The sequence below is a fragment of the Enterobacter cloacae complex sp. GF14B genome (assembly GCF_004136805.1).
In the GTDB taxonomy this organism is placed as follows: domain Bacteria; phylum Pseudomonadota; class Gammaproteobacteria; order Enterobacterales; family Enterobacteriaceae; genus Enterobacter; species Enterobacter hormaechei_C.
In genome coordinates this window covers 14405-40851 of the sequence record NZ_QFRV01000018.1, presented here as the reverse complement: position 1 = coordinate 40851, position 26447 = coordinate 14405, and the positions used below count along the sequence as shown (strand labels likewise).

Genomic DNA, 26447 nt, shown 5'->3' with positions numbered 1-26447 from the left:
CAAACGCGCCGAAAGAGCGCTTAGACGAGAAGGTTTCCCGATGGTGGAGCAGAATCATTTGGCAAGTACTGAATGGGTTGACATTGTCAGCGAAGAAAATGAAGTGATCGCGCAGGCCAGCCGCGAACAAATGCGTGCGGAGCGTCTGCGTCACCGCGCGACGTACATCGTTGTTCATGACGGCATGGGCAAGATTCTGGTCCAGCGTCGCACCGACACCAAAGATTTTCTTCCTGGTATGCTGGATGCCACAGCGGGTGGCGTCGTGCAGGCCGATGAAGTGCTGCTGGATTCCGCGCGTCGTGAAGCGGAAGAAGAGTTAGGTATCGCTGGCGTGCCGTTTGCCGAGCACGGGCAGTTTTATTTCGAAGATGAGCATTGCCGCGTCTGGGGCGGGCTGTTTAGCTGCGTTTCCCACGGTCCGTTCGCCTTGCAGGAAGAGGAAGTGAGCGAAGTCAGCTGGATGACGCCGGAAGAGATCACCGCGCGTTGCGACGAATTCACTCCGGATTCCCTTAAAGCACTGGCGCTGTGGATGACCCGCAACGCCAAAAACGAATCCGCTAAACCGGAAAATAAGGCGGAAAAAGAGGAAGAGGCTGAGTAAGCCTTAACAGCTTTCCCGCAGACACAGGCTGGACGCGATGGGTTTATGGTCGCGCCAGTCTCCGTCATTAAGACGTTCCAGTAACGCTTTCCCGGCTTCAATCCCAATCTTGCGATGCGGTACTGCCATCGTCGTCAGCGGCGGCTGACAGACGCGGCTGACGTCGCTGTCGCCAAAACCTACGACCGCTAAATCGTCCGGCACCTTGATGCGCCGACGCTGGCACTCATATAGCGCGCCGCAGGCCAGTTCATCTGATACGCACACCAGCGCATCCAGCTCCGGCCACGCCAGCAGGAACTCTGGCAATTGTGCCGCGCCGGTGGAGAAGTTCGGCGGCATGGCGGCATTAATCACTCTGTTCGGCGCCAGGTGGTGGCGCAGCATCGCCTTGTACCAGCCCTGCAAATGCTGCTGAAAAATCCACTGTTCCTGGTTAGCGCACAGCAGGCCGATATTCTGGTAGCCGCGCTGAATCACCATCTCGGTAAGTTCATACATGGCGGCGACGTTATCAATCCCGATATTCATATCAATCGGATCGGCACGCATTGCACCCATTTCCATCACCGGGATAGAGGCGTTTTTTAGCCAGTGTCGCACGGTATCGGAGTGCTCGACGCTGAGCAGTATCGCCGCGGCGATGTTCGAGGCCAACAGCGTTTCAAGCAGTTTCTCTTCCTGTTCAAGACGATGCTGAGATTCCGCCAGCATGATCTGATATCCGGCTGGCTGGAGCACCTGCTGTAGCCCGGCGAACATCTCGGAACAGCCAGCTTCGGAAAGATTGGGTACAACCATCGCAATCGTCCATGACGATGCCGATGCCAGTGCGCTGGCGGCAAGATTGGGCATGTATCCCAGCTCCTGCACCGCGGCTTCAATTTTTTCACGCAGTTTATCGGAAACCTGTTCGGGCGTGCGGAGGGCACGGGAAACAGTCATCGTGCCTACGCCGGCAAGCTGCGCGACATCCGCGAGCGTTACTTTTCCGGTACTGCGCCGTTTTCGGGTTAAAGACATACATCTTCCTGCTGACAGGACGCGATTCAGTTTCATCCTTCATTTTACGTGACAGGCAGTATACGCCTTAAATCCCTTTTTTTGCTGTGATTTCGCACCATGATAGTAATTTGATAGCGCTATCACAGTTCTGCATGTTAGTTGTTGGTAGCGCTATCTTTGTGATCGCGATCGCAGTCATTAATTGATGGGTTGAATAGAGTTTGCCCATGTCTGGTCTTTAGCGGGAGTGAAAAATGCTCAAAAAATGGATATATGATACAACCATCATCCTACAGGATAGCGTTGAAAGCTGGCCCCAGGCGCTGGAACTGTGCGCGAAACCGCTGCTGGATTTGCAGGTCATTGCGCCGGAATATGTCACGGCTATCATCGAGCAGCATCACACGTTAGGTCCCTACTATGTGCTGGCTCCAGGGCTGGCAATGCCCCATGCGCGACCGGAAGAAGGGGCGAAAGGACTTGGCCTGTCATTATTAAAACTGAAACAGGGTGTCTCTTTTGGTGCCGGTGAGTTTGACCCCGTCGATGTGATTGTGATGCTGGCGGCGCCGGACAAGCATAGCCATATCGAAATGATCTCAGCCTTAGCGGAATTATTTTCCAGCGACGAAGATATGGCTGAATTACATCGGGCGAATACGCTGGAGGAGATAAAAACCATCATCGATCGCTTCTGATTTAATTATTTAATCCGATTCATCTCAACATTACGCGTCAGCGTGATGGGGCGTACTCTACTCAAAAAAGGGGATAACAATGAAAATCATGGCTATTTGCGGCTCCGGCCTGGGCAGCAGTTTTATGGTCGAAATGAATATTAAAAAGGTGCTCAAAAAACTGGAAATTGAGGCCGAGGTTGAACACTCCGATCTCTCCTCGGCTACGCCGGGCGCGGCGGACCTGTTTGTAATGGCGAAAGACATTGCCGCAAGCGCCAGCGTGCCGGAAAGCCAGCTGGTGGTGATCAACAATATCATCGATATTAACGAACTCGAAGCGCAGTTGCGCGCCTGGTTCGAAAGACAATAATCCTGATAAGGCGAGGTGGATATGTTTATCCTTGAAACGCTGAACTTCGTTGTTGATATTTTAAAAGTCCCTTCAGTGCTGGTCGGTTTAATTGCCCTGATTGGTCTTGTGGCGCAGAAAAAAGCCTTTTCGGATGTGGTAAAAGGCACAATTAAAACCATTCTCGGCTTTATTGTACTGGGCGGCGGCGCAACCGTGCTGGTGGGCTCATTAAATCCGCTCGGCGGTATGTTTGAGCACGCCTTTAATATTCAGGGCATTATTCCCAACAATGAAGCTATTGTGTCGATTGCCCTGGAAAAATATGGCGCTTCCACCGCGCTCATTATGGCCTTCGGGATGGTGGCGAATATTATTGTTGCGCGCTTTACCCGCCTGAAATACATCTTCCTCACCGGGCATCACACCTTCTACATGGCATGCATGATTGGCGTGATCCTGACGGTTGCAGGCTTCGAGGGGGTCGGGCTGGTCTTTACCGGCTCGTTGATCCTCGGCCTGATTATGGCCTTCTTCCCGGCGATTGCGCAGCGCTATATGAAGCGTATTACCGGCAACGATGAGATCGCCTTCGGTCATTTCGGCACGCTGGGCTACGTGCTGTCCGGCTGGATTGGCATCAAGGTCGGTAAAGGTTCGCGCTCCACCGAAGAGATGAACCTGCCGAAGAACCTTAGCTTCCTGCGTGACAGTTCAATCTCCATCTCCCTGACCATGATGATTATCTACCTGATCATGGCGGTGAGCGCCGGACGTGAGTACGTGGAGGCCACCTTCAGCGGCGGCCAGAACTACCTGGTGTACGCCATCATTATGGCCATCACCTTCGCGGCAGGCGTGTTCATCATCTTGCAGGGCGTGCGCCTGATTCTGGCGGAAATCGTCCCGGCCTTTACTGGCTTCTCGGAAAAACTGGTGCCCAATGCGCGGCCTGCGCTGGACTGTCCGGTAGTCTACCCGTATGCGCCAAACGCGGTGCTGATTGGCTTCCTGTTTAGTTTCGTCGGCGGGATTGTGGGCTTGTTCATCTGCGGTCAGTTTAGCTGGGTGCTGATCCTGCCGGGCGTCGTGCCGCATTTCTTCACCGGTGCAACGGCGGGCGTGTTTGGTAACGCCACCGGTGGACGCCGCGGGGCAATGATTGGCGCCTTTGCTAATGGCCTGCTGATCACCTTCCTCCCGGTCCTGCTGCTGCCTGTTCTGGGCGCAATTGGCTTTGCGAATACGACCTTCTCGGACGCTGATTTTGGTGCGGTCGGGATTGTGCTGGGCAACCTGGCGCGCTTCCTGTCGCCGTTTGCCATCACCGGACTGGTTGTTGTGTTGTTCGCGCTGCTGGTGGCCTACAACGTCTTCGCTAAAAACAAACCTGCCAGCGGTAACGCGCAGGAAAACCCCGGAGCCAAATCATGAATGAGAATGAAATAACCGAACTGGCGCGTCAGATTCGCCTTGAGACGCTGAAATCCCTTACGCAGCTGGGTTTTGGGCACTACGGCGGCAGCATGTCAGTCGTTGAAACGCTGGCGGTGCTGTACGGCGCGGTGATGAAAATTGACCCGGCCGATCCGGACTGGCCAGAGCGCGATTACTTTGTGCTGTCGAAAGGCCATGCGGGCCCGGCGCTGTACAGCACGCTGGCGATTAAGGGCTACTTCCCGATTGACGAGCTGAGCACGCTGAACCAGAACGGGACGCGTCTGCCAAGTCACCCGGATCGCCTGAAAACACGCGGCGTGGATGCCACCACCGGATCACTGGGGCAGGGGATCTCCATCGCTGGCGGCATGGCGCTGTCGCACAAGCTGGCAGGAAGGCCAAACCGGGTGTTCTGCATCGTCGGTGACGGGGAGCTGAACGAAGGACAGTGCTGGGAAGCCTTCCAGTTTATTGCTCACCATCGACTGAACAACCTGACGGTATTCGTGGACTGGAACAAACAGCAGCTCGACGGCGAGCTGGACGAAATCATCAGCGCCTTCGACCTGGAAGGCAAATTCCGCGCCTTTGGTTTTGACGTGGTAACGGTGAAAGGGGATGACATTCCGGCGCTGCTGGAGGTGACCGCGCCGATCGCTGCGGCCGATGCGCGTCCGCGGGTGGTGATCCTCGACAGCATCAAAGGGCAGGGGGTGCCATACCTGGAACAGCTCAGCAACTCGCATCACCTGCGATTAACTGAGGAGAGCAAAGCGGCGCTCAACGAGACGATTCGCCAACTGGAGGCTTCACATGATTAAGGTTGCACCGACAGGACAGAAAGATGCCGTTGAGATGCGTAAGGTCTACGCGGGTTTTGTGGCAAAACAGATTGAGGCCGGGAGCGAGATTATTGCGCTCGAAGCGGATCTGATGAGTTCGATGGCGATGGACGGCGTAGCGCGTGATTATCCACAGCACGTCATCAACTGCGGCATTATGGAGGCTAACGTGATTGGGACGGCCGCCGGGCTGTCGCTCACCGGACGTAAGCCGTTCGTCCATACCTTTACCGCCTTTGCCAGCCGTCGCTGCTTCGACCAGCTGTTTATGTCCCTGGACTACCAGCGCAATAACGTGAAGGTGATTGCCTCGGATGCGGGCGTGACGGCCTGCCACAACGGCGGGACGCATATGTCGTTCGAGGACATGGGCATCGTGCGCGGTCTGGCGCATTCAGTGGTGCTGGAGGTGACCGATGCGGTGATGTTCGAAGATGTGCTGCGTCAGCTTATCGACCTGGAAGGCTTCTACTGGGTGAGGACCATCCGTAAACAGGCCCCGAGCGTGTATGCCCCGGGGTCAACCTTCACCATCGGCAAGGGCAACGTGCTGCGCGAGGGAACCGATATTACCTTGATTGCTAACGGCATTATGGTGGCGGAAGCGCTGGAGGCGGCGCGCCAGCTGGAGCAGGAGGGGGTAAGCGCAGCGGTCATCGACATGTTTACCCTGAAGCCTATCGATCGGATGCTGGTGAAAAACTATGCCGAGAAAACCGGGCGTATTGTGACCTGCGAAAACCACAGCATTCACAACGGGCTGGGGTCGGCGGTGGCGGAAGTGCTGGTGGAAACCTGTCCGGTGCCCCTGCGTCGGGTGGGGGTGAAGGAACGATATGGTCAGGTGGGCACGCAGGACTTCTTGCAAAAGGAGTATGGCCTGACGGCACATGACATTGTGTCGGCGGCGCGGGAGCTGTTGTAATAAAAAAAGGCGACCGTGTGGTCGCCTTTTTGTTGCCCGGTGGCGCTGGCGCTTACCGGGCCTACGGTCCTGTAGGCCGGATAAGCGAAGCGCCATCCGGCAAAACATTACTGCTGCTGCGAAGACTGGATCGCCGTCAGCGCGATGGTGTAGACGATATCGTCAACCAGCGCACCACGGGACAGGTCGTTCACAGGTTTGCGCATGCCTTGCAGCATTGGCCCGATGGAGATCAGGTCTGCTGAACGCTGTACCGCTTTATAGGTGGTGTTACCGGTGTTCAGATCCGGGAAGATGAACACGGTAGCACGACCTGCAACCGGCGAGTTTGGCGCTTTGGATTTCGCCACGTCAGCCATTACCGCGGCATCGTACTGGAGCGGGCCGTCGATCATCAGATCCGGACGTTTTTCCTGCGCAATGCGGGTCGCTTCACGGACTTTCTCTACGTCACTGCCTGCACCAGAGGTACCGGTGGAGTATGAGAGCATCGCGACGCGCGGTTCGATTCCGAAGGCAATCGCGGAGTCCGCAGACTGGATAGCGATTTCTGCCAGCTGCTCTGCGGTTGGATCCGGGTTGATCGCGCAGTCGCCGTAAACATAAACCTGTTCAGGCAGCAGCATGAAGAACACGGAGGAGACCAGAGAGCTGCCTGGTGCGGTTTTGATCAACTGCAACGGTGGACGGATGGTGTTCGCGGTGGTGTGAACCGCACCGGAAACCAGACCGTCAACTTCGTCCTGCTCCAGCATCAGCGTACCCAGCACGACGTTGTCTTCCAGCTGCTCGCGCGCAACGGCTTCGGTCATGCCCTTGTTCTTACGCAGTTCAACCAGGCGAGCAACGTAGCTTTCGCGAACCACTTCCGGGTCAACGATCTCAATGCCAGCGCCCAGCTCAACGCCCTGAGACGCCGCAACGCGGTTGATCTCATCCGGGTTACCCAGCAGCACACAGGTCGCGATACCGCGTTCTGCACAGATGGCTGCCGCTTTAACGGTACGTGGTTCGTCGCCTTCTGGCAGAACCACGCGTTTGCCCGCTTTACGCGCCAGCTCGGTCAGCTGGTAACGGAAGGCTGGAGGAGACAGACGACGGCTGCGCTCGGAGGTCGCCGTCAGGGATTCGATCCAGTCCGCATTGATGTAGCCCGCAACGTATTCCTGAACTTTCTCGATACGCTCGTGGTCATCAACCGGCACTTCGAGGTTGAAGCTTTGCAGGCTCAGGGAGGTCTGCCAGGTGTTGGTGTTCACCATGAAGACTGGCAGGCCAGTGGCGAACGCACGCTCGCACAGCTTGCTGATACGCGCGTCCATTTCATAGCCGCCGGTCAGCAGAATTGCACCGATTTCCACGCCGTTCATTGCAGCCAGGCACGCTGCAACCAGCACGTCTGGACGGTCAGCAGAGGTCACCAGCAGTGAACCTGCGCGGAAGTGTTCCAGCATGTGTGGAATGCTACGTGCGCAGAAGGTTACGGACTTCACGCGGCGGGTGTTGATATCGCCTTCGTTGATCACGGTGGCGTTCAGGTGACGCGCCATATCGATTGCACGGGTGGCAATCAGATCGAAGCTCCATGGCACCGCGCCCAGAACAGGCAGCGGGCTGGAATCCTGCAACTTAGCCGGGTCAACTTTGATGACTTTCGCTTTGGAGGAGTCGTCAAAAATTTCGGACAGGTCAGGACGCGTACGGCCCTGCTCATCTACTGGCGCGTTCAGCTTGTTAACAATCACGCCGGTGATGCTGGTGTTTTTCGCACCGCCGAAGCTGCTGCGCGTCAGTTCGATACGCTCTTTCAGCTGCTCTGGGGTATCCGTGCCCTGAGACATCACAAAAACGATCTCTGCGTTCAGGGTTTTCGCGATTTCAAAGTTCAGAGACTGGGCAAACTGGTGTTTACGGGTCGGGACCAGGCCTTCAACCAGCACCACTTCCGCATCCTGCGCGTTTGCGTGGTAGTTGGCAATGATCTCTTCCATCAGCACGTCTTTCTGGTTGCTGGAGAGCAGAGATTCAACGTGGCTCATCTTCAACGGTTCAGCCGCTGGCAGATTGGAGTTCTTGCGAACGATGGTGGTGGTCTGGTCTGGCGCATCGCCACCGGCACGTGGCTGGGCGATAGGCTTAAAGACGCTCAGACGAACGCCTTTGCGTTCCATAGCGCGGATCACGCCGAGGCTGACGCTGGTCAGGCCGACGCTGGTTCCGGTAGGGATCAGCATAATAGTACGGGACACGGTTTATCCTCTTTCGTTACCGCCGCGTTGGGCGGGTTACAAAACAGCACCGCCAGCATTGCTGGCGGTGTGGAATCAGGCAGTCAGGCGGTGTGCGTCTTGCGCGATGACCAGCTCTTCGTTAGTTGGAATAACGATAGCAGGGCGGGTGCCTTCTTTGTTGATGAAGCCAGACTTGCCGAAGCGGGCAGCCAGGTTACGCTCATGATCAACTTCGAAGCCCAGAACGCCCAGTTTGCCCAGGGACAGTTCACGTACCATTGCCGCGTTCTCACCGATACCACCGGTGAAGATAACAGCATCCAGACGGCCTTCCATCAGCGCGGTGTAAGAACCGATGTACTTCGCCAGGCGGTGGCAATAAACGTCCATTGCACGTTTAGCGTCAGCTTTTTCTGCGTAGTTGTCTTCAACGTAACGGCAGTCGCTGGTGACCTCGGTCAGGCCCAGCAGGCCAGACTCTTTGGTCAGCATTTTGTTGATGTCGTCAACGCTCATGCCCAGGGTGTCGTGCAGGTGGAAGATGATCGCCGGGTCGATATCACCGGAACGGGTACCCATCACCAGACCTTCCAGCGGGGTCAGACCCATAGAGGTGTCAACACACTTACCGTTGCGGATAGCGGAAACAGAACCACCGTTGCCCAGGTGGCAGGTGATAATGTTGACTTCTTCAACCGGCTTGTTCAGCACTTTTGCGGCTTCCTGAGTCACATAGAAGTGGCTGGTACCGTGAGCGCCGTAACGACGGACGCCGTGCTCTTTGTACAGGCTGTATGGCAGGGCATAGAGGTAAGACTCTTCCGGCATGGTCTGATGGAACGCAGTATCAAACACGGCCACGTTTTTGTCTTTCAGACTCGGGAAGGATTTCAGTGCTTCAGCGATACCGATCAGGTGAGCCGGGTTATGCAGCGGTGCGAAAGACGCAGAGTCTTTGATACCCTGAATCACGGAGTCGTCGATTACCACGGAACTGGTGTATTTTTCGCCGCCGTGGACGATACGGTGACCAATTGCGGTCAGCTGAGCAGACAGTTCTGGTTTTTGTGCCAGAATAGTGTTAACGATAAAGTTCAGCGCTTCACTGTGAGCGGCGCCTGCACCTAAAGCCGCTTCTTGTTTGCTGCCGTCCATCTTCCACTTAATACGTGCTTCAGGCAGATGGAAACATTCGGCCAAACCAGAGAGGTACTCGTCACCGTTGAGCGCATCGATGATGGCGAATTTCAGTGAGGAGCTACCGCAGTTCAGAACCAGTACTAACTTACTCGACATGGAAGTACCTATTATTGATACGTGGCTAAAAAAACGTCAGTGAGTCTAAAAGCGTAACGCATGCTGACCCAGACATTTATGATTAACATCATGCCAAACGAACATTCTGGCAGGATGAAAGAAATACCTATGATTTTAAGCCATTTTGAACATTTTTCAGACAATGGCATAATATGCGATAATTTGACGAGTTAACGCTTATCGTCTACGGCCCTATCAGGCTGGCACAGGATACCCGATACGGGGTAGCGATGACAAAATATTTTGAACGTTGTCATAGCCTGTTGTGGTTTTGCACGAAAATTTTAATTTTTATATGTGAAGTTGAGGTACAGCCATGTCGACACCCGAAATCCCGTCCGTGAACTTTTTTAGTCTGTTTCGTCGGGGACAGCATTACGCAAAGACATGGCCGATGGAAAAGCGCCTCGCGCCCATGTTTATTGAAAATCGCACTATTCGCGCCACGCGCTATGCGATTCGCTTTATGCCCCCGATTGCCGTTTTTACCCTGTGCTGGCAGATAGCGTTAGGTGGGCAGCTTGGCCCTGCCGTCGCGACGGCGCTCTTTGCGTTAAGCCTGCCGATGCAGGGGCTATGGTGGTTAGGTAAACGTTCCGTCACGCCACTTCCGCCTTCTATTTTACACTGGTTTTATGAAGTGCGTGGAAAACTGGAAGAGGCTGGCCAGGCGCTGGCACCGGTTGAGGGTAAGCCGGACTATCAGGCGCTGGCGGATACCCTCAAGCGTGCGTTTAAACAGCTTGATAAAACATTCCTCGATGACTTGTGATTGATCATCGAAACGACGACCAAAAGAAGGCACAGTAACAATCAGTTACCGTGTCTTTTTTTTACAGTGCAATGCGCTACAGGAGTCGAAAGATGGAAATGACCCATGCTCAACGTCTGATTTTGTCTAACCAGTACAAGATGATGACTATGCTTGATCCCGATAACGCTGCGCGCTACAGCCGCCTGCAAACCATTGTTGAACGTGGTTTTGGCTTGCAGATGCGCGAACTGGATCGCGAATTTGGCGAACTGAAAGAGGAAACCTGCCGTATCGTTATCGACATCATGGAGATGTACCATGCGCTGCATGTGTCCTGGACCAATCTGAAGGACCAGCAGACTATTGACGAGCGCCGCGTGACGTTCCTGGGCTTTGATGCTGCGACGGAAGCGCGCTATCTGAGCTATGTACGCTTTATGGTGAATACCGAAGGGCGCTACACCCATTTTGATGCGGGTACGCACGGCTTCAACGCCCAGACCCCGATGTGGGATAAGTATCAACGTATGCTGAGCGCGTGGCACGCCTGTCCGCGTCAGTACCATTTAAGCAGCAACGAAATTCAACAAATCATTAATGCCTGACGGAGGTTCGTGTGCAGTGTAAAGGTTTTCTGTTTGATCTGGACGGTACGCTGGTGGATTCGCTGCCGGTGGTGGAGCGCTCGTGGTGCCACTGGGCCGACCGGCACGGCATTGACCATCAGGACGTACTGAATTTCATCCATGGCAAACAGGCCATTACCTCATTGCGGCACTTCCTGGCGGGACGTTCTGAGGAAGAGATTCAGGCGGAGTTCCGCTATCTTGAGCAGATTGAAGCTACCGATACCGAGGGTATCACCGCGCTGCCCGGTGCGCGCGAACTGCTTGAGCACCTGAATGAAGCGCAGATCCCGTGGGCTATCGTCACCTCCGGCTCGGTTCCCGTCGCGCATGCACGCCATAAGGCGGCAGGTTTGCCGACGCCGGACGTCTTCATTACCGCTGAGCGCGTGAAGCGCGGCAAGCCTGAACCGGATGCGTTCCTGCTCGGCGCTGAACTGCTCGGCCTTGCGCCAGCAGAGTGCGTGGTGGTGGAAGACGCGGCGGCAGGCGTGCTGGCCGGGCTGAACGCCGGCAGCCACGTCATTGCCGTTAACGTCCCGGCGGGTTCCCCCCGGCTGGAGGAGGCGGATTTCGTGCTTAACACCCTGACCGCCATCGACGTCTCGAAGGCGTCAGACGGAGTTGTAACCGTCTCGCTAAAAATGTAATCCCATGATATAGCCCCGCATTACCGGGGCTTTTTTATGGCAGAATTGCTTCTCCTCCACTGACAAGGACATGTTGTGAACGGTGAACTGATTTGGGTCCTGAGCCTGCTGTTAATCGCCATCATTCTTTTTGCCACGGGCAAGGTGCGCATGGATGCCGTCGCCCTGTTTGTGATTGTCGCATTCGTTCTGAGCGGTACCCTTTCCCTGCCGGAAGCCTTTTCCGGGTTTAGCGATCCCAACGTTATTTTGATTGCCGCTCTGTTTATTATTGGCGACGGGCTGGTACGCACCGGCGTGGCGACGATGATGGGGTCGTGGCTGGTGAAAGTGGCGGGCAGCAGCGAAACCAAAATGCTGATTTACCTGATGCTGACGGTCGCCGGGCTGGGCGCGTTTATGAGCTCTACGGGCGTCGTGGCCATCTTTATTCCGGTCGTGCTGAGCGTCTGCATGAGGATGCAGATCTCCCCGTCGCGGCTGATGATGCCGTTGAGCTTCGCCGGGCTCATCAGCGGCATGATGACGCTGGTCGCGACGCCGCCGAACCTCGTCGTGAACAGCGAACTGATCCGTGAGGGGCTTGAGGGGTTTAGCTTTTTCAGCGTTACGCCGATCGGGCTGGTGGTACTGGTGATGGGCATTATCTATATGCTATTGACCCGTTTTGCGCTGAAAGGGGAGAAGCAGGATAAAGCCAAAGAGGGCTGGAAGCGGCGCTCTTTCCGCGATCTGATTAAAGAGTATCGTCTGACCGGGCGTGCCCGACGTCTGGCTATCCGCCCGGGGTCGCCTATGGTGGGGCAGCGGCTGGATGACCTTAAGCTACGCGAACGCTATGGCGCGAACGTCATCGGGGTTGAGCGCTGGCGTCGTTTTCGTCGGGTGATCGTTAACGTGAACGGGGTGTCAGAGTTTCGCGCGCGTGACGTCCTGCTGATTGATATGTCCACCGCGGACGTGGATCTGCGGGAGTTTTGTAGCGAGCAGCTGCTGGAGCCGATGGTCCTGCGCGGCGAGTATTTCTCTGACCAGGCGCTGGATGTGGGAATGGCCGAGGTGTCGCTGATCCCGGAATCGGAGTTATTGGGCAAAACCGTGCGTGAAATCGGCTTTCGTACCCGCTATGGCCTCAACGTGGTAGGCCTGAAGCGCGATGGCGTAGCCCTTGAAGGGGCGGTGGTGGATGAGCCGATCCTGCTGGGGGATATCTTCCTCGTGGTCGGCAACTGGAAACTGATTAGTCAGCTCGGGCAGAAAGGCCGCGATTTCGTGGTGCTAAATATGCCGATTGAAGAGAGCGATGCATCACCGGCGCACAGCCAGGCGCCCCATGCGATTTTTTGCCTGGTATTGATGGTTGCCCTGATGCTGACGGACGAGATCCCTAACCCGGTGGCGGCAATAATCGCCTGTCTGTTAATGGGCAAATTCCGCTGTATCGACGCCGAAAGCGCTTACAAAGCGATTCACTGGCCGAGCATCATTCTCATCGTCGGGATGATGCCCTTCGCCCTGGCGCTACAGAAAACCGGCGGGGTGGATTTGATCGTAAAAGGCTTAATGGACGCGGGCGGGGGATATGGTCCGTACCTGATGATGGTTTGCCTGTTCGTCATGTGCGCCACCATTGGTTTGTTCATCTCCAATACCGCAACGGCGGTGCTGATGGCGCCCATTGCGCTGGCGATGGCAAAATCGATGGGCGTTTCGCCGTATCCGTTTGCGATGATGGTTGCGATGGCGGCGTCCGCGGCATTTATGACGCCGGTCTCTTCCCCGGTCAATACGCTGGTGCTGGGGCCCGGGAATTATAGGTTCAGTGATTTCGTGAAGCTGGGTGTGCCGTTCACCGTGCTGGTAATGCTGGTATGCGTGGTGTTAATTCCGGTGTTATTCCCGTTTTAGCGTGAGTGCAGAAACGTAGGCCGGGTAAGGCGGAGCCGCCACCCGGCAAAAAACTACAGCGGCGAATCCTGGCTAATCTCATCCAGTGACAAATGGAAGCTCGGCACAAACACGCGCATAAAGTAGTCCATCTCTTCGCTGCGACGAGATTCCAGCGTTTTTTCCAGACGCGTTTTTGCCAGTAAAAATTCGTTATTCCCGGCGGACAGCTCTTCCAGACACTTCAGGTAGGCGCACAGCGCATCGGCCTGCTTAACCAGAGATTTCTCCTCTTCCGTATACTGATGCTCGTCGATGAGCGGCCCGAAGATATCGCGCAGCTCTTCAGGCACCATGTCGATCAGCTTCTGCTGGGCAATCTTCTCAATAGCTTTATATTCCTGGGCAATCTGCGAGTTGAAATATTTCACCGGCGTAGGCAGATCCCCGGTCAGCACTTCCGATGCATCGTGGTACATCGCCAGCAGGGCGATACGTTCGGCATTCACCTGCCCGTTGAATTTGCGGTTTTTAATCGCGGCCAGCGCGTGCGCGACCATGGCAACCTGTAAACTGTGCTCAGACACATTTTCAGTGCGCACGTTGCGCATCAGCGGCCAGCGGTTGATGAGTTTCAGGCGGGAGAGGTGGGCAAAGAAATGACTCTGACTCATAGGTTACCTTATGTCTTCACTGCGACAGACTTCATTGTGCGGGGAGGGGAGGGAAGATGCAAATTTGCGGATGTTGCAGGCCGGGTAAGCGCAGCGCTACCCGGCGGATAGTCAGCGCTACTGATGGTACCCGGAGAGGAAGCGCCCGAAGCGGCTGATGGCCATTTCGAGATCGTCTTCGCGCGGCAGGGTGACGATACGCACGTGATCCGGCCACGGCCAGTTAAACGCCGTACCCTGAACCAGCAGCACTTTTTCCTGCAACAGGAAGTCAAGCACCATTTTCTGGTCGTCGTGAATATTAAAGCGCTTCGCGTCGATTTTCGGGAACATGTACAGCGCGCCGTTAGGCTTCACGCAGGAGACGCCCGGAATATCATTAATCAATTCCCATGCACGGTTGCGCTGTTCATACAGGCGGCCGCCTGGAACGATAAACTCGCTGATGCTTTGATAGCCGCCGAGTGCTGTCTGGATCGCATGTTGCGCCGGTACGTTGGCGCACAGACGCATGGATGCCAGCATCTCCAGCCCTTCAATGTAGCCTTTCGCATGTTTTTTCGGACCGTTCAGTACCATCCAGCCCTGACGGAAACCGGCAACGCGGTAAGTTTTAGACAGTCCGTTAAAGGTGACCGTTAGCAGATCGGGTGCCAGCGCGGCGATAGAGTGGTGCTGCGCCGCGTCGTACAGGATCTTGTCGTAAATCTCGTCGGCAAAGATGATCAGGTTATGCTGGCGGGCGATCTCGACGATCTCCATCAGCAGCTCTTTTGAATAGACCGCGCCCGTCGGGTTATTCGGGTTAATGATCACGATACCCCGGGTGCGCGGGGTAATTTTGGCGCGAATATCATCCAGATCCGGGAACCAGTCAGAGGATTCGTCGCACAGGTAGTGCACCGCTTTACCGCTGGACAGGGACACCGCAGCCGTCCACAGCGGATAATCTGGGGCAGGAACCAGCATTTCATCGCCGCTGTTCAGGAGCGCCTGCATCGCCTGAACGATCAGTTCCGAGACACCGTTGCCAATGTAGATATCTTCAACGGTGACGTCGCGCATACCGCGAGCCTGATAGTGCTGCATGATGGCTTTACGGGCGGAGTAAAGCCCTTTTGAATCGCAGTAGCCTTGTGCAGTGGGCAGGTTACGGATCACATCCACCAGGATCTCATCCGGCGCTTCAAAACCAAATGGCGCGGGGTTGCCGATGTTGAGTTTCAGAACCTTATTGCCTTCCTCTTCAAGGCGTTTTGCCTCTTTGAGTACCGGGCCACGGATGTCGTAACAGACGTTGTCGAGCTTGCTGGATTTTTCGATAGGGGACATGAACCTTTAACCTTTTCGCTATTATTGCAACTTCCTGCCGTGGAAGTGTGCACGGAACAATGTACTCCCCCCGCGCTTCGTTTTGAAGGGCGCACAGAAGAAGATTTCGTTCCACCGGGGAATGTCGCTGTGATCGCTTACTCTAACGAGGGAGTGATTTTGTGCCTGAATTTATCGTAATAAAGGTTATTAATGGGTTTTTTATGCTAAAAATTGCATGTAACTATGAATTTTATTCTAGTGTAAATAAAAAGACGATTCGGGCTGATGCATTAGTCCCCCTGAGTGATCATTCGTAAAACCTGAATGCTGAGATACCGATTGCCATATTAGCAAAGCCAGGCTAAAAGTTACTCATGTGAAATTAATGTTAAGGGTTATTAATGAATGGCCTGAATCTAAATTAAACTTTATTTATTATTAACGACGAAAATGCAACTTTCGTTAATTTTAATAAAAAGAGTGTAGTTGCTTATCATTGGCGGTAACTCCTTAATATTGCAATAAGACTTATAAATATAGTGGATTTGGGTTAAGATGTGTTTCGGGAATGCAGCATAGCGATAGGCCTGTTACGTATATCGGCTTCTGCTTTTCTGTATTAATCGATTGTTATTGTTAAAGTTATCTCTGGCTGATTGGGTAAGTCACATCTTGCTACGCTGGCAACGCTGCGATATAGATGGCAGAAAACATGTCTTACTCTTTATGGTATTTACATCGACCTGCAAACAACGAAATATCCTGGACGCAAGAGAATAAAAATAACGTCATGAAACGTGATTTCTGACTGGTGATATACCGCAGTACAATAACTATCTGTCAGGCAGTCTGCCGGGCCGGGATGCGAGGGAAACTCTTCAGAAGGAATTGCTTAACTGTTACACACAGCTTCAACCCGGGCAGCTCCGCACGAGCAACCTGAAAGTGAAAAGATATGATAAATGCAAATCGTCCGATAATGAATCTCGACCTCGATCTGCTGAGAACGTTTGTTGCGGTCGCCGATCTCAACACTTTTGCAGCAGCTGCTGCCGCCGTTTGCCGTACCCAGTCCGCCGTGAGTCAGCAAATGCAGCGGCTGGAACAACTGGTTGGTAAAGAGCTTTTTGCGCGTCATGGACGTAATAAGCTTTTAACAGAACATGGTATTCAGCTTCTGGGTTATGCCAGAAAGATACTGCGCTTTAATGATGAAGCCTGTATGTCATTAATGTTTAGCAACCTTCAGGGAGTGTTAACATTAGGGGCGTCAGATGAATCAGCAGATACCATTTTACCCTTCCTTCTCAACCGAATTAGCTCGGTTTATCCGAAGCTTGCCCTGGACGTTAGCGTTAAACGCAATGCCTTCATGGTTGAGATGCTGACAGAAAACGAGGTTGACCTGGTGGTCACCACGCATCGACCTGGCCAGTTTGACAGCCTGACGCTGCGTACTTCTCCAACGCACTGGTACTGTGCCGCGGAGTATGTATTGCAGAAAGGTGAGCCGATACCCCTGGTCCTGCTGGATGATCCCAGTCCGTTCCGCGATATGGTGCTGGCAGCACTCAACGAAGCCAGTATTCCATGGCGCCTGGCGTACGTGGCGTCAACCTTGCCCGCAGTGCGAGCGGCGGTGAAGGCTGGGCTTGGCGTAACGGCCCGTCCGGTGGAAATGATGAGCCCCGATCTGCGTGTGCTGGGTCAATCCGAGGGACTCCCGTCGTTGCCGGATACGGAGTACCTGCTGTGCCATAACGCCGCCAGCAACAACGAGCTGGCAAAAGTGGTATTCGAGGCAATGGAAAACTACCACAATCCATGGCAGTACGCGGCTGTTACTCCCGAAGGAGGGGATGACTCCCTGATCGTGGAAGGGGATTTTGAGTGATCATTCCCTCAAAATTCTCGTAACAAAATGTAAGTGCAAAAAAGAGCCACTCGCATGATTTTTTCCTGCGAGTGGTTTTTTTTGCTATTCATAACCGCGGGCGGAGCAGGGATAAAGCAAATACCGCTTATTTATCAATGCAGAAAATGCTTTTGATTAAGTTGTAAACAAGACCTGTACTAACTTACCTCATACCCCACCGATGTTAAAAAAACAGGAAATATGTTGCTGTTTTTTTGATTGAATTAACAAAAGCGTGTCTCAGATCAAGAAAATACTCCCATTTGGGGGGAGGAATCGTTGGCAAATCCTGTCAAAATAGGAGGGTTATTTTTTTTACTTCCAAAACGGACACGATTCAACAAGATGCATTTGACGGAAAGTCATGTACCCACCAGGGTTAAAGGGCACCAAATGTTAATGAGAATCGCACGTTGTAATTTAATGTGAAGAAACCTTTGTTAAAGTTGACAAAAGGTTATAGAAAGGAGTAAAAAACCCCATCATTTTGCTGTCTATGTCTCATTTCTGACAGTTAGTGTAAGGTTATTTTGTTCCTCCCCATGAATCGATGTGATGCCCATCTGCCAGCAAGAGCAGTGTCGTCGGTATCACTTTTGATGAGTAAGCAATGAGTATGTCAACATCCACAGAAGTCATCGCTCATCACTGGGCATTCGCAATCTTTCTTATTGTAGCCATTGGCCTGTGCTGCCTGATGTTAGTCGGCGGCTGGTTCCTGGGCGGTCGCGCCCGCGCAAGGCACAAAAACACACCTTTCGAATCAGGTATTGATTCAGTAGGTACCGCTCGCTTACGCCTGTCTGCCAAGTTTTACCTGGTAGCCATGTTCTTCGTCATTTTTGACGTGGAAGCGCTTTACCTCTTCGCGTGGTCTACCTCCATTCGCGAAAGTGGTTGGGTGGGCTTTGTCGAGGCCGCAATTTTCATTTTAGTGTTACTGGCCGGTCTGGTTTATCTGGTGCGTATTGGCGCGCTGGACTGGACACCTGTGCGTTCACGCCGTGAACACATCAACCCGGAAAACAGTATCTCTAATCGTCAGCAGTAACAGCGAGGCAATAAGATGGATTATACGCTCACCCGCATAGATCCTAACGGTGAGAATGACCGTTACCCCCTGCAAAAACAGGAGATCGTAACCGACCCCCTGGAGCAAGAAGTCAACAAAAGCGTGTACATGGGCAAGCTCGAACATGCCATGCACGACATGGTCAACTGGGGTCGTAAGAACTCCATCTGGCCATACAACTTTGGCCTTTCTTGCTGCTACGTTGAAATGGTGACGTCATTCACTGCGGTGCATGACGTTGCGCGTTTTGGGGCCGAGGTACTGCGTGCTTCTCCGCGTCAGGCTGACCTGATGGTGGTGGCAGGGACCTGCTTTACCAAGATGGCACCGGTTATTCAGCGTCTTTATGACCAGATGCTGGAGCCAAAATGGGTTATCTCCATGGGCGCATGTGCAAACTCCGGCGGTATGTACGACATTTATTCCGTTGTGCAGGGCGTTGATAAGTTCATTCCGGTGGATGTGTACATCCCGGGTTGCCCGCCGCGTCCAGAGGCCTATATGCAGGCGCTGATGCTGCTCCAGGAGTCAATTGGTAAAGAACGACGCCCGCTTTCATGGGTTGTTGGCGATCAGGGTGTCTATCGCGCGAACATGCAGTCTGAGCGCGAGCGTAAACGTGGTGAACGTATTGCCGTCACCAACCTGCGTACGCCTGACGAAATTTAATTTGCGCCTGTGGGCCTGGAGAACACCTTCGCATATCACTACTCAAATAGCGCGAAGCCAGGCTTAACAGTCACCACGGACCATTTGCAATGGTGAACAATATGACCGACTTAACCGCGCAAGAAGCCGCCTGGCAGACTCGGGATCATCTCGATGACCCGGTCATTGGCGAACTGCGCAACCGTTTTGGGCCGGATGCCTTTACTGTTCAGGCCACCCGCACCGGGGTACCCGTTGTTTGGGTGAAGCGTGAGCAATTACTGGAAGTTGTCGATTTCCTCAAGAAATTGCCAAAACCTTACGTCATGCTGTTTGACTTACACGGCATGGACGAACGTCTGAGAACGCACCGCCAGGGTCTCCCTGCCGCGGATTTTTCCGTTTTCTACCACCTGATCTCAATAGACCGCAACACGGATATCATGCTCAAGGTGGCATTGTCTGAAAACGACATGCATCTGCCGACGATCACCAAACTTTTCCCGAACGCCAACTGGTACGAGCGTGAAACCTGGGAAATGTTCGGCATGACCTTCGACGGCCACCCGCATCTGACGCGCATCATGATGCCGCAGACCTGGACCGGCCACCCGCTGCGTAAAGACTACCCGGCACGCGCCACCGAATTCGACCCGTTTGAGCTAACCAAAGCCAAGCAGGATCTGGAGATGGAAGCGCTGACCTTCAAGCCGGAAGACTGGGGCATGAAGCGCGGCACCGAAAACGAGGACTTCATGTTCCTCAACCTCGGTCCAAACCACCCCTCTGCGCACGGTGCGTTCCGTATCATCCTTCAGCTTGACGGCGAAGAGATTGTCGACTGCGTCCCTGACATCGGCTACCACCATCGTGGTGCCGAGAAGATGGGCGAACGTCAGTCCTGGCACAGCTACATTCCGTATACCGACCGTATCGAATACCTCGGCGGCTGCGTGAACGAAATGCCATACGTGCTGGCCGTTGAGAAACTGGCAGGCATCACCGTCCCGGATCGCGTTAACGTGATTCGCGTAATGCTGTCTGAACTGTTCCGTATTAACAGCCACCTGCTGTACATCTCCACGTTCATTCAGGACGTCGGCGCGATGACGCCGGTCTTCTTCGCCTTTACCGACCGTCAGAAAATCTACGATCTGGTGGAAGCGATTACCGGTTTCCGTATGCACCCAGCCTGGTTCCGTATCGGTGGTGTGGCGCACGATCTGCCGCGCGGTTGGGACCGTCTGCTGCGTGAATTCCTCGACTGGATGCCGAAGCGTCTGGCGTCTTACGAGAAAGCCGCGCTGCGTAACTCCATCCTGAAAGGCCGTTCCCAGGGCGTTGCTGCCTACGGCGCGAAAGAAGCGCTGGAGTGGGGGACTACCGGTGCTGGCCTGCGTGCGACCGGGATTGATTTCGACGTGCGTAAAGCGCGTCCTTACTCTGGTTACGAGAACTTCGACTTTGAAGTCCCGGTTGGCGGCGGTGTTTCCGACTGCTACACCCGCGTGATGTTGAAAGTGGAAGAGCTGCGCCAGAGCCTGCGCATCCTTGAGCAGTGCCTCAACAACATGCCGGAAGGCCCGTTCAAGGCGGATCACCCGCTGACGACGCCGCCACCGAAAGAGCGCACGCTGCAACATATCGAGACCCTGATCACCCACTTCCTGCAAGTTTCCTGGGGACCGGTCATGCCGGCACAGGAATCCTTCCAGATGATTGAAGCGACCAAGGGTATCAACAGCTACTACCTCACCAGCGACGGCAGCACCATGAGCTACCGCACCCGCGTGCGTACGCCAAGCTTCGCGCACTTGCAGCAGATCCCGGCCGCCATTCGCGGCAGTCTGGTCTCCGACCTGATTGTGTATCTGGGTAGTATCGATTTTGTTATGTCAGATGTGGACCGCTAATTATGCACGAGAATCAACAACCACAAACCGAGGCTTTTGAGCTGAGTGAAGCAGAGCGTGCCGCCATTGAGCACGAGATGCACCACTACGAAGACCCGCGTGCGGCGTCCATTGAAGCGCTGAAAATCGTACAGAAACAGCGTGGTTGGGTGCCGGATGGGGCGATCTATGCGATCGCAGAAGTGCTGGGCATTCCGGCAAGTGACGTAGAAGGCGTAGCCACGTTCTACAGCCAGATCTTCCGTCAGCCGGTAGGCCGCCATGTGATCCGCTACTGTGACAGCGTGGTCTGCCACATCACCGGTTATCAGGGCATTCAGGCTGCGATTGAGAAGAAACTCAATATCAAGCCGGGCCAGACCACCTTCGACGGACGCTTTACTCTGCTGCCAACCTGCTGCCTGGGTAACTGCGACAAGGGGCCGACCATGATGATTGATGAGGACACTCACAGCCATCTGACGCCGGAAGCGATTCCTGACCTGCTGGAGCAGTACAAATGAAAACTGTAATTCGTACTGCTGAGACGCATCCGCTGACCTGGCGTCTGCGTGATGACAAACAGCCGGTATGGCTCGACGAATATCAGAGCAAAAACGGCTATGCCGGTGCGCGTAAAGCCCTTGGCGGCATGGCGCCGGACGACATCGTTAACGCGGTGAAAGAGTCTGGCCTGAAAGGCCGCGGTGGTGCGGGCTTCTCCACCGGTCTGAAGTGGAGCCTGATGCCGAAAGATGAATCCATGAACATCCGTTACCTGCTGTGTAACGCCGATGAAATGGAGCCGGGTACCTATAAAGACCGTCTGCTGATGGAACAGCTGCCGCACCTGCTGGTGGAAGGCATGCTGATCTCCGCGTTCGCGCTGAAAGCGTACCGTGGCTACATCTTCCTGCGCGGCGAATACATCGAAGCGGCGGAAAACCTGCGTCGCGCGATTGCCGAAGCCACCGAAGCGGGACTGCTGGGTAAAAACATCCTGGGCACCGGGTTTGACTTCGAGCTGTTCGTGCACACCGGTGCCGGGCGTTATATCTGCGGTGAAGAAACCGCGCTGATTAACTCCCTGGAAGGCCGCCGCGCGAACCCGCGCTCCAAGCCACCGTTCCCGGCAAGCTCCGGCGTGTGGGGTAAACCGACCTGCGTCAACAACGTCGAAACCCTGTGTAACGTCCCGGCGATCCTTGCGAACGGCGTGGAGTGGTATCAGAGCATCTCCTCAAGCAAAGATGCTGGTACCAAGCTGATGGGCTTCTCCGGTCGGGTGAAGAACCCTGGCGTCTGGGAGCTGCCGTTCGGCACCACCGCACGGGAAATTCTTGAAGACTACGCCGGCGGCATGCGCGATGGCCTGAAATTCAAAGCCTGGCAGCCGGGTGGGGCAGGGACGGACTTCCTGACCGAAGCCCACCTTGACCTGCCAATGGAGTTCGAAAGCATTGGTAAAGCAGGTAGCCGTCTGGGTACCGCGCTGGCGATGGCCGTCGACCACGAGATCGGCATGGTATCCCTGGTGCGTAACCTGGAAGAGTTCTTCGCCCGCGAGTCCTGCGGCTGGTGCACACCGTGCCGTGATGGTCTGCCGTGGAGCGTGAAGATCCTGCGTGCTATCGAACGTGGCGAAGGCCAGCCTGGCGATATCGAGACACTTGAGCAACTGTGTCGATTCTTAGGACCGGGTAAAACCTTCTGTGCCCACGCACCGGGCGCCGTCGAGCCGCTGCAAAGCGCGATTAAATATTTCCGCGACGAATTCGAAGCAGGCATCAAGCAGCCGTTCAGCAATACCCATTCGATCAATGGTATTCAGCCGAACCTGCTGAAAGCGCGCTGGTAAAAACAGAATTTTGATTAACGCTCGGTTTCGGCCGAGCCAACTGGAAGCATGCTAATGGCTACGATTCATGTAGACGGCAAAGAATACGAAGTCAACGGGGCGGACAACCTGCTGGAAGCTTGTCTGTCTCTTGGCCTCGATATTCCGTACTTTTGCTGGCATCCGGCGCTGGGCAGCGTCGGTGCTTGCCGCCAGTGTGCGGTGAAGCAATATCAAAACGCGGAAGACACGCGTGGTCGCCTGGTGATGTCCTGTATGACGCCAGCCGCCGAAGGCACCTTTATTTCGATTGATGACGAAGAAGCCAAACAGTTCCGTGAAAGCGTGGTGGAGTGGTTGATGACCAACCACCCGCACGACTGTCCGGTGTGTGAGGAGGGCGGTAACTGCCACCTTCAGGATATGACCGTCATGACCGGTCACAGCTTCCGTCGCTATCGCTTTACCAAACGTACCCACCGTAACCAGGATCTGGGGCCGTTCATCTCTCACGAAATGAACCGCTGCATCGCCTGCTACCGCTGCGTGCGTTACTACAAAGATTATGCAGACGGTCAGGATCTGGGCGTGTATGGCGCGCATGACAACGTCTACTTCGGTCGTCCGGAAGACGGTACGCTTGAAAGTGAATTCTCCGGTAACCTGGTAGAAATCTGTCCGACCGGCGTATTCACGGATAAAACCCACTCTGAACGTTACAACCGTAAATGGGACATGCAGTTTGCGCCAAGCATCTGCCAGCAGTGCTCCCTTGGCTGTAACACCAGCCCGGGTGAACGTTACGGCGAACTGCGTCGTATCGAAAACCGTTACAACGGTACCGTTAACCACTACTTCCTCTGCGACCGCGGTCGTTTCGGCTATGGCTATGTGAACCTGAAAGACCGTCCGCGTCAGCCGGTTCAGCGCCGTGGCGATGACGTCATTACCCTCAACGCTGAGCAGGCGATGCAGGGCGCGGCAGATATTCTGCGTCAGTCGAAGAAAGTGATCGGCATTGGCTCCCCGCGCGCCAGCATCGAAAGCAACTTCGCGCTGCGCGAGCTGGTTGGGGCGGAAAACTTCTACACCGGTATCGCCCAGGGCGAGCAGGAACGTCTCCAGCTGGTGCTGAAAGTGCTGCGTGAAGGCGGCATTCACACGCCTGCGCTGCGCGAAATCGAATCTTATGATGCGGTTCTGGTGCTGGGTGAAGATCTGACGCAGACTGGCGCACGCGCGGCCCTGGCGGTTCGTCAGGCGGTGAAAGGCAAAGCACGTGAAATGGCAGCGGCGCAGAAAGTGGCTGACTGGCAGATTGCGGCCATCCTCAACATCGGTCAGCGCGCGAAGCATCCTCTGTTTGTGACTAACGTCGACAACACCCGTCTGGACGATATCGCGGCGTGGACCTACTGCGCGCCGGTTGAAGATCAGGCGCGCCTCGGATTTGCCATTGCCCACGCGCTGGACAGCAACTCGCCGGCCGTTGAACTGGATCGCGACCTGCAAAACAAGGTCGACGTGATTGTTCAGGCGCTGGCGGGGGCGAAGAAACCGCTGATTATTTCCGGTACCAACGCCGGTAGCGCTGAAATCATTCAGGCCGCAGCGAACGTTGCCAAAGCCCTGAAGGGACGCGGCGCTGACGTTGGTGTGACCATGATTGCCCGTGCGGTGAACAGCATCGGTCTGGGTATGATTGGCGGCGGCTCGCTGGAAGACGCGTTAAGCGAACTGGAATCCGGTGCCGCTGACGCCGTTGTGGTGCTGGAAAATGACCTGCATCGCCATGCTTCTGCCGCTCGCGTTGACGCCGCGCTCTCCAGAGCGCCGCTGGTGATGGTTATCGACCATCAGCGCACCGCGATCATGGACAAAGCGCATCTCGTTCTCTCTGCGGCAAGCTTCGCAGAAAGCGACGGGACGGTGATCAACAACGAAGGTCGCGCCCAGCGTTTCTTCCAGGTTTATGACCCGGCCTACTACGACAGCAACACCGTGATGCTGGAAAGCTGGCGCTGGCTGCACTCTCTGCACAGCACCGTGCAGAGCCGTGAAGTTGACTGGACGCAGCTCGACCACGTTATCGACGCGGTTGTTGAGAAACTGCCTCAGCTGGCGGGTATTAAAGATGCCGCGCCGGATGCAAGCTTCCGCATTCGCGGCCAGAAACTGGCGCGTGAGCCGCACCGCTACAGCGGTCGTACCGCGATGCGCGCCAACATCAGCGTGCACGAACCGCGTCAGCCGCAGGATAAAGACACCATGTTCGCCTTCTCGATGGAAGGGAACAACCAGCCGTCTGCGCCGCGTTCGCAAATCCCGTTTGCATGGGCACCGGGCTGGAACTCCCCGCAGGCATGGAACAAATTCCAGGCTGAAGTGGGCGGTCACCTGCGCCACGGCGATCCGGGCGTGCGTCTGATTGAAGCCTCCGAAACCGGTCTGGACTTCTTCACCACCGTTCCGGCGAGCTTCCAGGCGCAGGAAGGTCACTGGCGTATTGCACCGTACTACCATCTGTTCGGTAGCGACGAAATGTCCCAGCGTTCTCCGGTATTCCAGCAGCGTATGCCGCAGCCGTACATCAAGCTCAACCCGGCGGATGCCGCGAAGCTTGGCGTTAACGCGGGTGCGAACATTGCCTTTAGCTACGACGGCCAGACAATCAGCCTGCCGCTGATTATTTCTGAACGCCTGTCAGCAGGGCAGGTGGGTCTGCCGATGGGTATGCCTGGCATCGCGCCGGTCCTGGCGGGTGCGCATCTTGATAACCTTCAGGAGGCAAAAGCATGAGTTGGTTAACGCCGGATCTTATCGACATCCTGCTGAGCATTCTGAAAGCGGTTGTGATTCTGCTGGTGGTGGTCACCTGCGGCGCGTTCATGAGCTTTGGTGAACGTCGTCTGCTCGGTCTGTTCCAGAACCGTTACGGACCGAACCGCGTGGGCTGGGGTGGTTCACTCCAGCTGGTCGCGGACATGATCAAGATGTTCTTTAAAGAGGACTGGGTTCCGCGCTTCTCGGACCGCGTGATCTTTACGCTGGCGCCGATGATCGCCTTCACCTCGCTGCTGCTGGCGTTTGCTATCGTTCCGGTCAGCCCGACCTGGGTGGTCGCTGACCTGAACATCGGCATTCTGTTCTTCCTGATGATGGCAGGCCTCGCGGTTTACGCGGTGCTGTTCGCAGGCTGGTCCAGTAACAACAAATACTCGCTGCTGGGTGCGATGCGTGCTTCCGCGCAGACGCTGAGCTACGAAGTGTTCCTGGGTCTCTCCCTGATGGGCGTGGTGGCGCAGGCCGGTTCATTTAACATGACCGACATCGTCAACAACCAGGCCGACATCTGGAACGTTATCCCGCAGTTCTTTGGGTTTATTACCTTTGCCATCGCGGGCGTGGCGGTGTGTCACCGTCACCCGTTTGACCAGCCAGAAGCCGAACAGGAACTGGCCGACGGTTACCACATTGAATATTCCGGTATGAAGTTCGGTCTGTTCTTCGTGGGCGAGTACATCGGTATCGTCACCATTTCGGCGTTGATGGTAACGCTGTTCTTTGGTGGCTGGCATGGCCCGTTCTTACCGCCGTTCATCTGGTTCGCGCTGAAAACCGCGTTCTTCATGATGATGTTCATTTTGATTCGCGCAGCGTTACCGCGTCCGCGTTATGACCAGGTAATGTCCTTCGGCTGGAAAGTGTGCCTGCCGCTGACGCTCGTCAACTTGTTGGTAACGGCGGCTGTCATTCTCTGGCAGCAGCCATAAGGGGCTTTG

23 protein-coding genes are annotated in these 26447 nt (G+C 55.1%); 18 read left to right on the top strand and 5 right to left on the bottom strand.

Features of this window, described 5'->3' with window-relative positions:
* Positions 1-40 precede the first annotated feature (40 nt).
* Positions 41-607, top strand: coding sequence for an NUDIX hydrolase YfcD (yfcD, locus tag DD606_RS08715; RefSeq protein WP_003861439.1), 567 nt, complete (start codon positions 41-43; stop codon positions 605-607).
* A gap of 3 nt (positions 608-610) precedes the next feature.
* On the opposite strand, the gene DD606_RS08710 is transcribed toward yfcD, so the two are convergent.
* Positions 611-1630: a LacI family DNA-binding transcriptional regulator gene (locus tag DD606_RS08710; protein WP_003861441.1), complete on the bottom strand. Its 1020-nt coding sequence runs from the start codon at positions 1628-1630 to the stop codon at positions 611-613.
* Positions 1631-1866: 236 nt separating this feature from the next.
* Here DD606_RS08710 and DD606_RS08705 point away from each other — a divergent pair, with 236 nt between their 5' ends.
* The 5 genes from DD606_RS08705 (at position 1867) to DD606_RS08685 (ending at position 5848) form a co-directional block, all read left to right on the top strand.
* Positions 1867-2310, top strand: a complete 444-nt coding sequence (locus DD606_RS08705; RefSeq protein ID WP_022651541.1) for a PTS sugar transporter subunit IIA — start codon at positions 1867-1869, stop codon at positions 2308-2310.
* Between the two features lie 79 nt (positions 2311-2389).
* Positions 2390-2662: a PTS sugar transporter subunit IIB gene (locus tag DD606_RS08700; RefSeq protein ID WP_003861447.1), complete on the top strand. Its 273-nt coding sequence runs from the start codon at positions 2390-2392 to the stop codon at positions 2660-2662.
* A 21-nt stretch (positions 2663-2683) separates the two neighbouring features.
* The gene (locus tag DD606_RS08695) at positions 2684-4075 is read left to right on the top strand and encodes a PTS ascorbate transporter subunit IIC (protein WP_129258526.1); all 1392 of its coding nucleotides are present in this window, start codon (positions 2684-2686) and stop codon (positions 4073-4075) included.
* Entirely contained in the window at positions 4072-4902 is an 831-nt protein-coding gene (locus DD606_RS08690) for a transketolase (RefSeq protein ID WP_045350216.1), read from the top strand. The genes DD606_RS08695 and DD606_RS08690 overlap by 4 nt, the downstream gene beginning before the upstream one ends.
* Positions 4895-5848 (top strand): transketolase family protein, encoded by a 954-nt coding sequence (locus DD606_RS08685; RefSeq protein WP_003861452.1) that lies wholly within the window; start codon positions 4895-4897, stop codon positions 5846-5848. The genes DD606_RS08690 and DD606_RS08685 overlap by 8 nt, the downstream gene beginning before the upstream one ends.
* 107 nt (positions 5849-5955) lie before the next feature.
* Here DD606_RS08685 and pta read toward each other — a convergent pair whose 3' ends face one another.
* Both pta and ackA read right to left on the bottom strand, forming a co-directional pair.
* The gene (gene pta, locus DD606_RS08680; RefSeq protein ID WP_022651538.1) at positions 5956-8097 is read right to left on the bottom strand and encodes a phosphate acetyltransferase; all 2142 of its coding nucleotides are present in this window, start codon (positions 8095-8097) and stop codon (positions 5956-5958) included.
* A gap of 75 nt (positions 8098-8172) precedes the next feature.
* Positions 8173-9375 (bottom strand): acetate kinase, encoded by a 1203-nt coding sequence (ackA, locus tag DD606_RS08675; RefSeq protein WP_015572267.1) that lies wholly within the window; start codon positions 9373-9375, stop codon positions 8173-8175.
* 337 nt (positions 9376-9712) lie between these two features.
* On the opposite strand from ackA, the gene yfbV reads away from it, so the two are divergent.
* The 4 genes from yfbV (at position 9713) to DD606_RS08655 (ending at position 13334) form a co-directional block, all read left to right on the top strand.
* Positions 9713-10168 (top strand): terminus macrodomain insulation protein YfbV, encoded by a 456-nt coding sequence (gene yfbV / locus DD606_RS08670; RefSeq protein WP_003861459.1) that lies wholly within the window; start codon positions 9713-9715, stop codon positions 10166-10168.
* Between the two features lie 92 nt (positions 10169-10260).
* Positions 10261-10755: a YfbU family protein gene (locus tag DD606_RS08665; RefSeq protein WP_003861461.1), complete on the top strand. Its 495-nt coding sequence runs from the start codon at positions 10261-10263 to the stop codon at positions 10753-10755.
* Between the two features lie 11 nt (positions 10756-10766).
* Positions 10767-11426, top strand: a complete 660-nt coding sequence (locus DD606_RS08660) for a sugar phosphatase (protein WP_003861463.1) — start codon at positions 10767-10769, stop codon at positions 11424-11426.
* Between the two features lie 75 nt (positions 11427-11501).
* A complete protein-coding gene (locus DD606_RS08655) occupies positions 11502-13334 on the top strand; it encodes an SLC13 family permease (protein ID WP_023314585.1) in 1833 nt (610 codons plus the stop codon).
* Between the two features lie 53 nt (positions 13335-13387).
* Here the strand turns inward: DD606_RS08655 and yfbR are convergent, their stop codons facing one another.
* Positions 13388-13987: a 5'-deoxynucleotidase gene (gene yfbR, locus DD606_RS08650; protein ID WP_003861468.1), complete on the bottom strand. Its 600-nt coding sequence runs from the start codon at positions 13985-13987 to the stop codon at positions 13388-13390.
* Between the two features lie 117 nt (positions 13988-14104).
* Positions 14105-15319, bottom strand: a complete 1215-nt coding sequence (alaA, locus tag DD606_RS08645; protein ID WP_003861471.1) for an alanine transaminase AlaA — start codon at positions 15317-15319, stop codon at positions 14105-14107.
* A gap of 937 nt (positions 15320-16256) precedes the next feature.
* On the opposite strand from alaA, the gene lrhA reads away from it, so the two are divergent.
* From lrhA to nuoH, 8 genes are all read left to right on the top strand, one after another.
* Positions 16257-17195: a transcriptional regulator LrhA gene (gene lrhA, locus DD606_RS08640; protein WP_003861473.1), complete on the top strand. Its 939-nt coding sequence runs from the start codon at positions 16257-16259 to the stop codon at positions 17193-17195.
* 631 nt (positions 17196-17826) lie between these two features.
* Positions 17827-18267, top strand: coding sequence for an NADH-quinone oxidoreductase subunit NuoA (gene nuoA / locus DD606_RS08635; RefSeq protein ID WP_003861475.1), 441 nt, complete (start codon positions 17827-17829; stop codon positions 18265-18267).
* Positions 18268-18282: 15 nt separating this feature from the next.
* Positions 18283-18957 (top strand): NADH-quinone oxidoreductase subunit NuoB, encoded by a 675-nt coding sequence (gene nuoB, locus DD606_RS08630; protein ID WP_003861482.1) that lies wholly within the window; start codon positions 18283-18285, stop codon positions 18955-18957.
* Positions 18958-19046: 89 nt separating this feature from the next.
* Positions 19047-20849: an NADH-quinone oxidoreductase subunit C/D gene (gene nuoC, locus DD606_RS08625; protein ID WP_003861484.1), complete on the top strand. Its 1803-nt coding sequence runs from the start codon at positions 19047-19049 to the stop codon at positions 20847-20849.
* A 2-nt stretch (positions 20850-20851) separates the two neighbouring features.
* Positions 20852-21352: an NADH-quinone oxidoreductase subunit NuoE gene (gene nuoE / locus DD606_RS08620; RefSeq protein ID WP_003861486.1), complete on the top strand. Its 501-nt coding sequence runs from the start codon at positions 20852-20854 to the stop codon at positions 21350-21352.
* A complete protein-coding gene (gene nuoF / locus DD606_RS08615) occupies positions 21349-22686 on the top strand; it encodes an NADH-quinone oxidoreductase subunit NuoF (protein WP_129258525.1) in 1338 nt (445 codons plus the stop codon). The genes nuoE and nuoF overlap by 4 nt, the downstream gene beginning before the upstream one ends.
* A gap of 54 nt (positions 22687-22740) precedes the next feature.
* Positions 22741-25464, top strand: coding sequence for an NADH-quinone oxidoreductase subunit NuoG (nuoG, locus tag DD606_RS08610; protein ID WP_003861488.1), 2724 nt, complete (start codon positions 22741-22743; stop codon positions 25462-25464).
* Positions 25461-26438, top strand: coding sequence for an NADH-quinone oxidoreductase subunit NuoH (gene nuoH / locus DD606_RS08605; protein ID WP_003861490.1), 978 nt, complete (start codon positions 25461-25463; stop codon positions 26436-26438). Before nuoG ends, nuoH begins: the two co-directional genes overlap by 4 nt.
* Positions 26439-26447 lie beyond the last annotated feature (9 nt).

Excerpts from the sequence above, each read along its gene's own strand:
- DD606_RS08690 (WP_045350216.1), top strand. The coding sequence starts at position 4,072 with ATGAATGAGAATGAAATAACCGAACTGGCGCGTCAGATTCGCCTTGAG.
- yfcD (WP_003861439.1), top strand. The coding sequence starts at position 41 with ATGGTGGAGCAGAATCATTTGGCAAGTACTGAATGGGTTGACATTGTC.
- DD606_RS08695 (WP_129258526.1), top strand. The coding sequence starts at position 2,684 with ATGTTTATCCTTGAAACGCTGAACTTCGTTGTTGATATTTTAAAAGTC.
- DD606_RS08705 (WP_022651541.1), top strand. The coding sequence starts at position 1,867 with ATGCTCAAAAAATGGATATATGATACAACCATCATCCTACAGGATAGC.
- nuoH (WP_003861490.1), top strand. The coding sequence starts at position 25,461 with ATGAGTTGGTTAACGCCGGATCTTATCGACATCCTGCTGAGCATTCTG.
- DD606_RS08665 (WP_003861461.1), top strand. The coding sequence starts at position 10,261 with ATGGAAATGACCCATGCTCAACGTCTGATTTTGTCTAACCAGTACAAG.
- alaA (WP_003861471.1), bottom strand. The coding sequence starts at position 15,319 with ATGTCCCCTATCGAAAAATCCAGCAAGCTCGACAACGTCTGTTACGAC.
- nuoE (WP_003861486.1), top strand. The coding sequence starts at position 20,852 with ATGCACGAGAATCAACAACCACAAACCGAGGCTTTTGAGCTGAGTGAA.
- nuoG (WP_003861488.1), top strand. The coding sequence starts at position 22,741 with ATGGCTACGATTCATGTAGACGGCAAAGAATACGAAGTCAACGGGGCG.
- lrhA (WP_003861473.1), top strand. The coding sequence starts at position 16,257 with ATGATAAATGCAAATCGTCCGATAATGAATCTCGACCTCGATCTGCTG.
- nuoB (WP_003861482.1), top strand. The coding sequence starts at position 18,283 with ATGGATTATACGCTCACCCGCATAGATCCTAACGGTGAGAATGACCGT.
- yfbR (WP_003861468.1), bottom strand. The coding sequence starts at position 13,987 with ATGAGTCAGAGTCATTTCTTTGCCCACCTCTCCCGCCTGAAACTCATC.
- nuoC (WP_003861484.1), top strand. The coding sequence starts at position 19,047 with ATGGTGAACAATATGACCGACTTAACCGCGCAAGAAGCCGCCTGGCAG.
- nuoA (WP_003861475.1), top strand. The coding sequence starts at position 17,827 with ATGAGTATGTCAACATCCACAGAAGTCATCGCTCATCACTGGGCATTC.
- DD606_RS08700 (WP_003861447.1), top strand. The coding sequence starts at position 2,390 with ATGAAAATCATGGCTATTTGCGGCTCCGGCCTGGGCAGCAGTTTTATG.
- yfbV (WP_003861459.1), top strand. The coding sequence starts at position 9,713 with ATGTCGACACCCGAAATCCCGTCCGTGAACTTTTTTAGTCTGTTTCGT.
- ackA (WP_015572267.1), bottom strand. The coding sequence starts at position 9,375 with ATGTCGAGTAAGTTAGTACTGGTTCTGAACTGCGGTAGCTCCTCACTG.
- DD606_RS08710 (WP_003861441.1), bottom strand. The coding sequence starts at position 1,630 with ATGTCTTTAACCCGAAAACGGCGCAGTACCGGAAAAGTAACGCTCGCG.
- DD606_RS08685 (WP_003861452.1), top strand. The coding sequence starts at position 4,895 with ATGATTAAGGTTGCACCGACAGGACAGAAAGATGCCGTTGAGATGCGT.
- nuoF (WP_129258525.1), top strand. The coding sequence starts at position 21,349 with ATGAAAACTGTAATTCGTACTGCTGAGACGCATCCGCTGACCTGGCGT.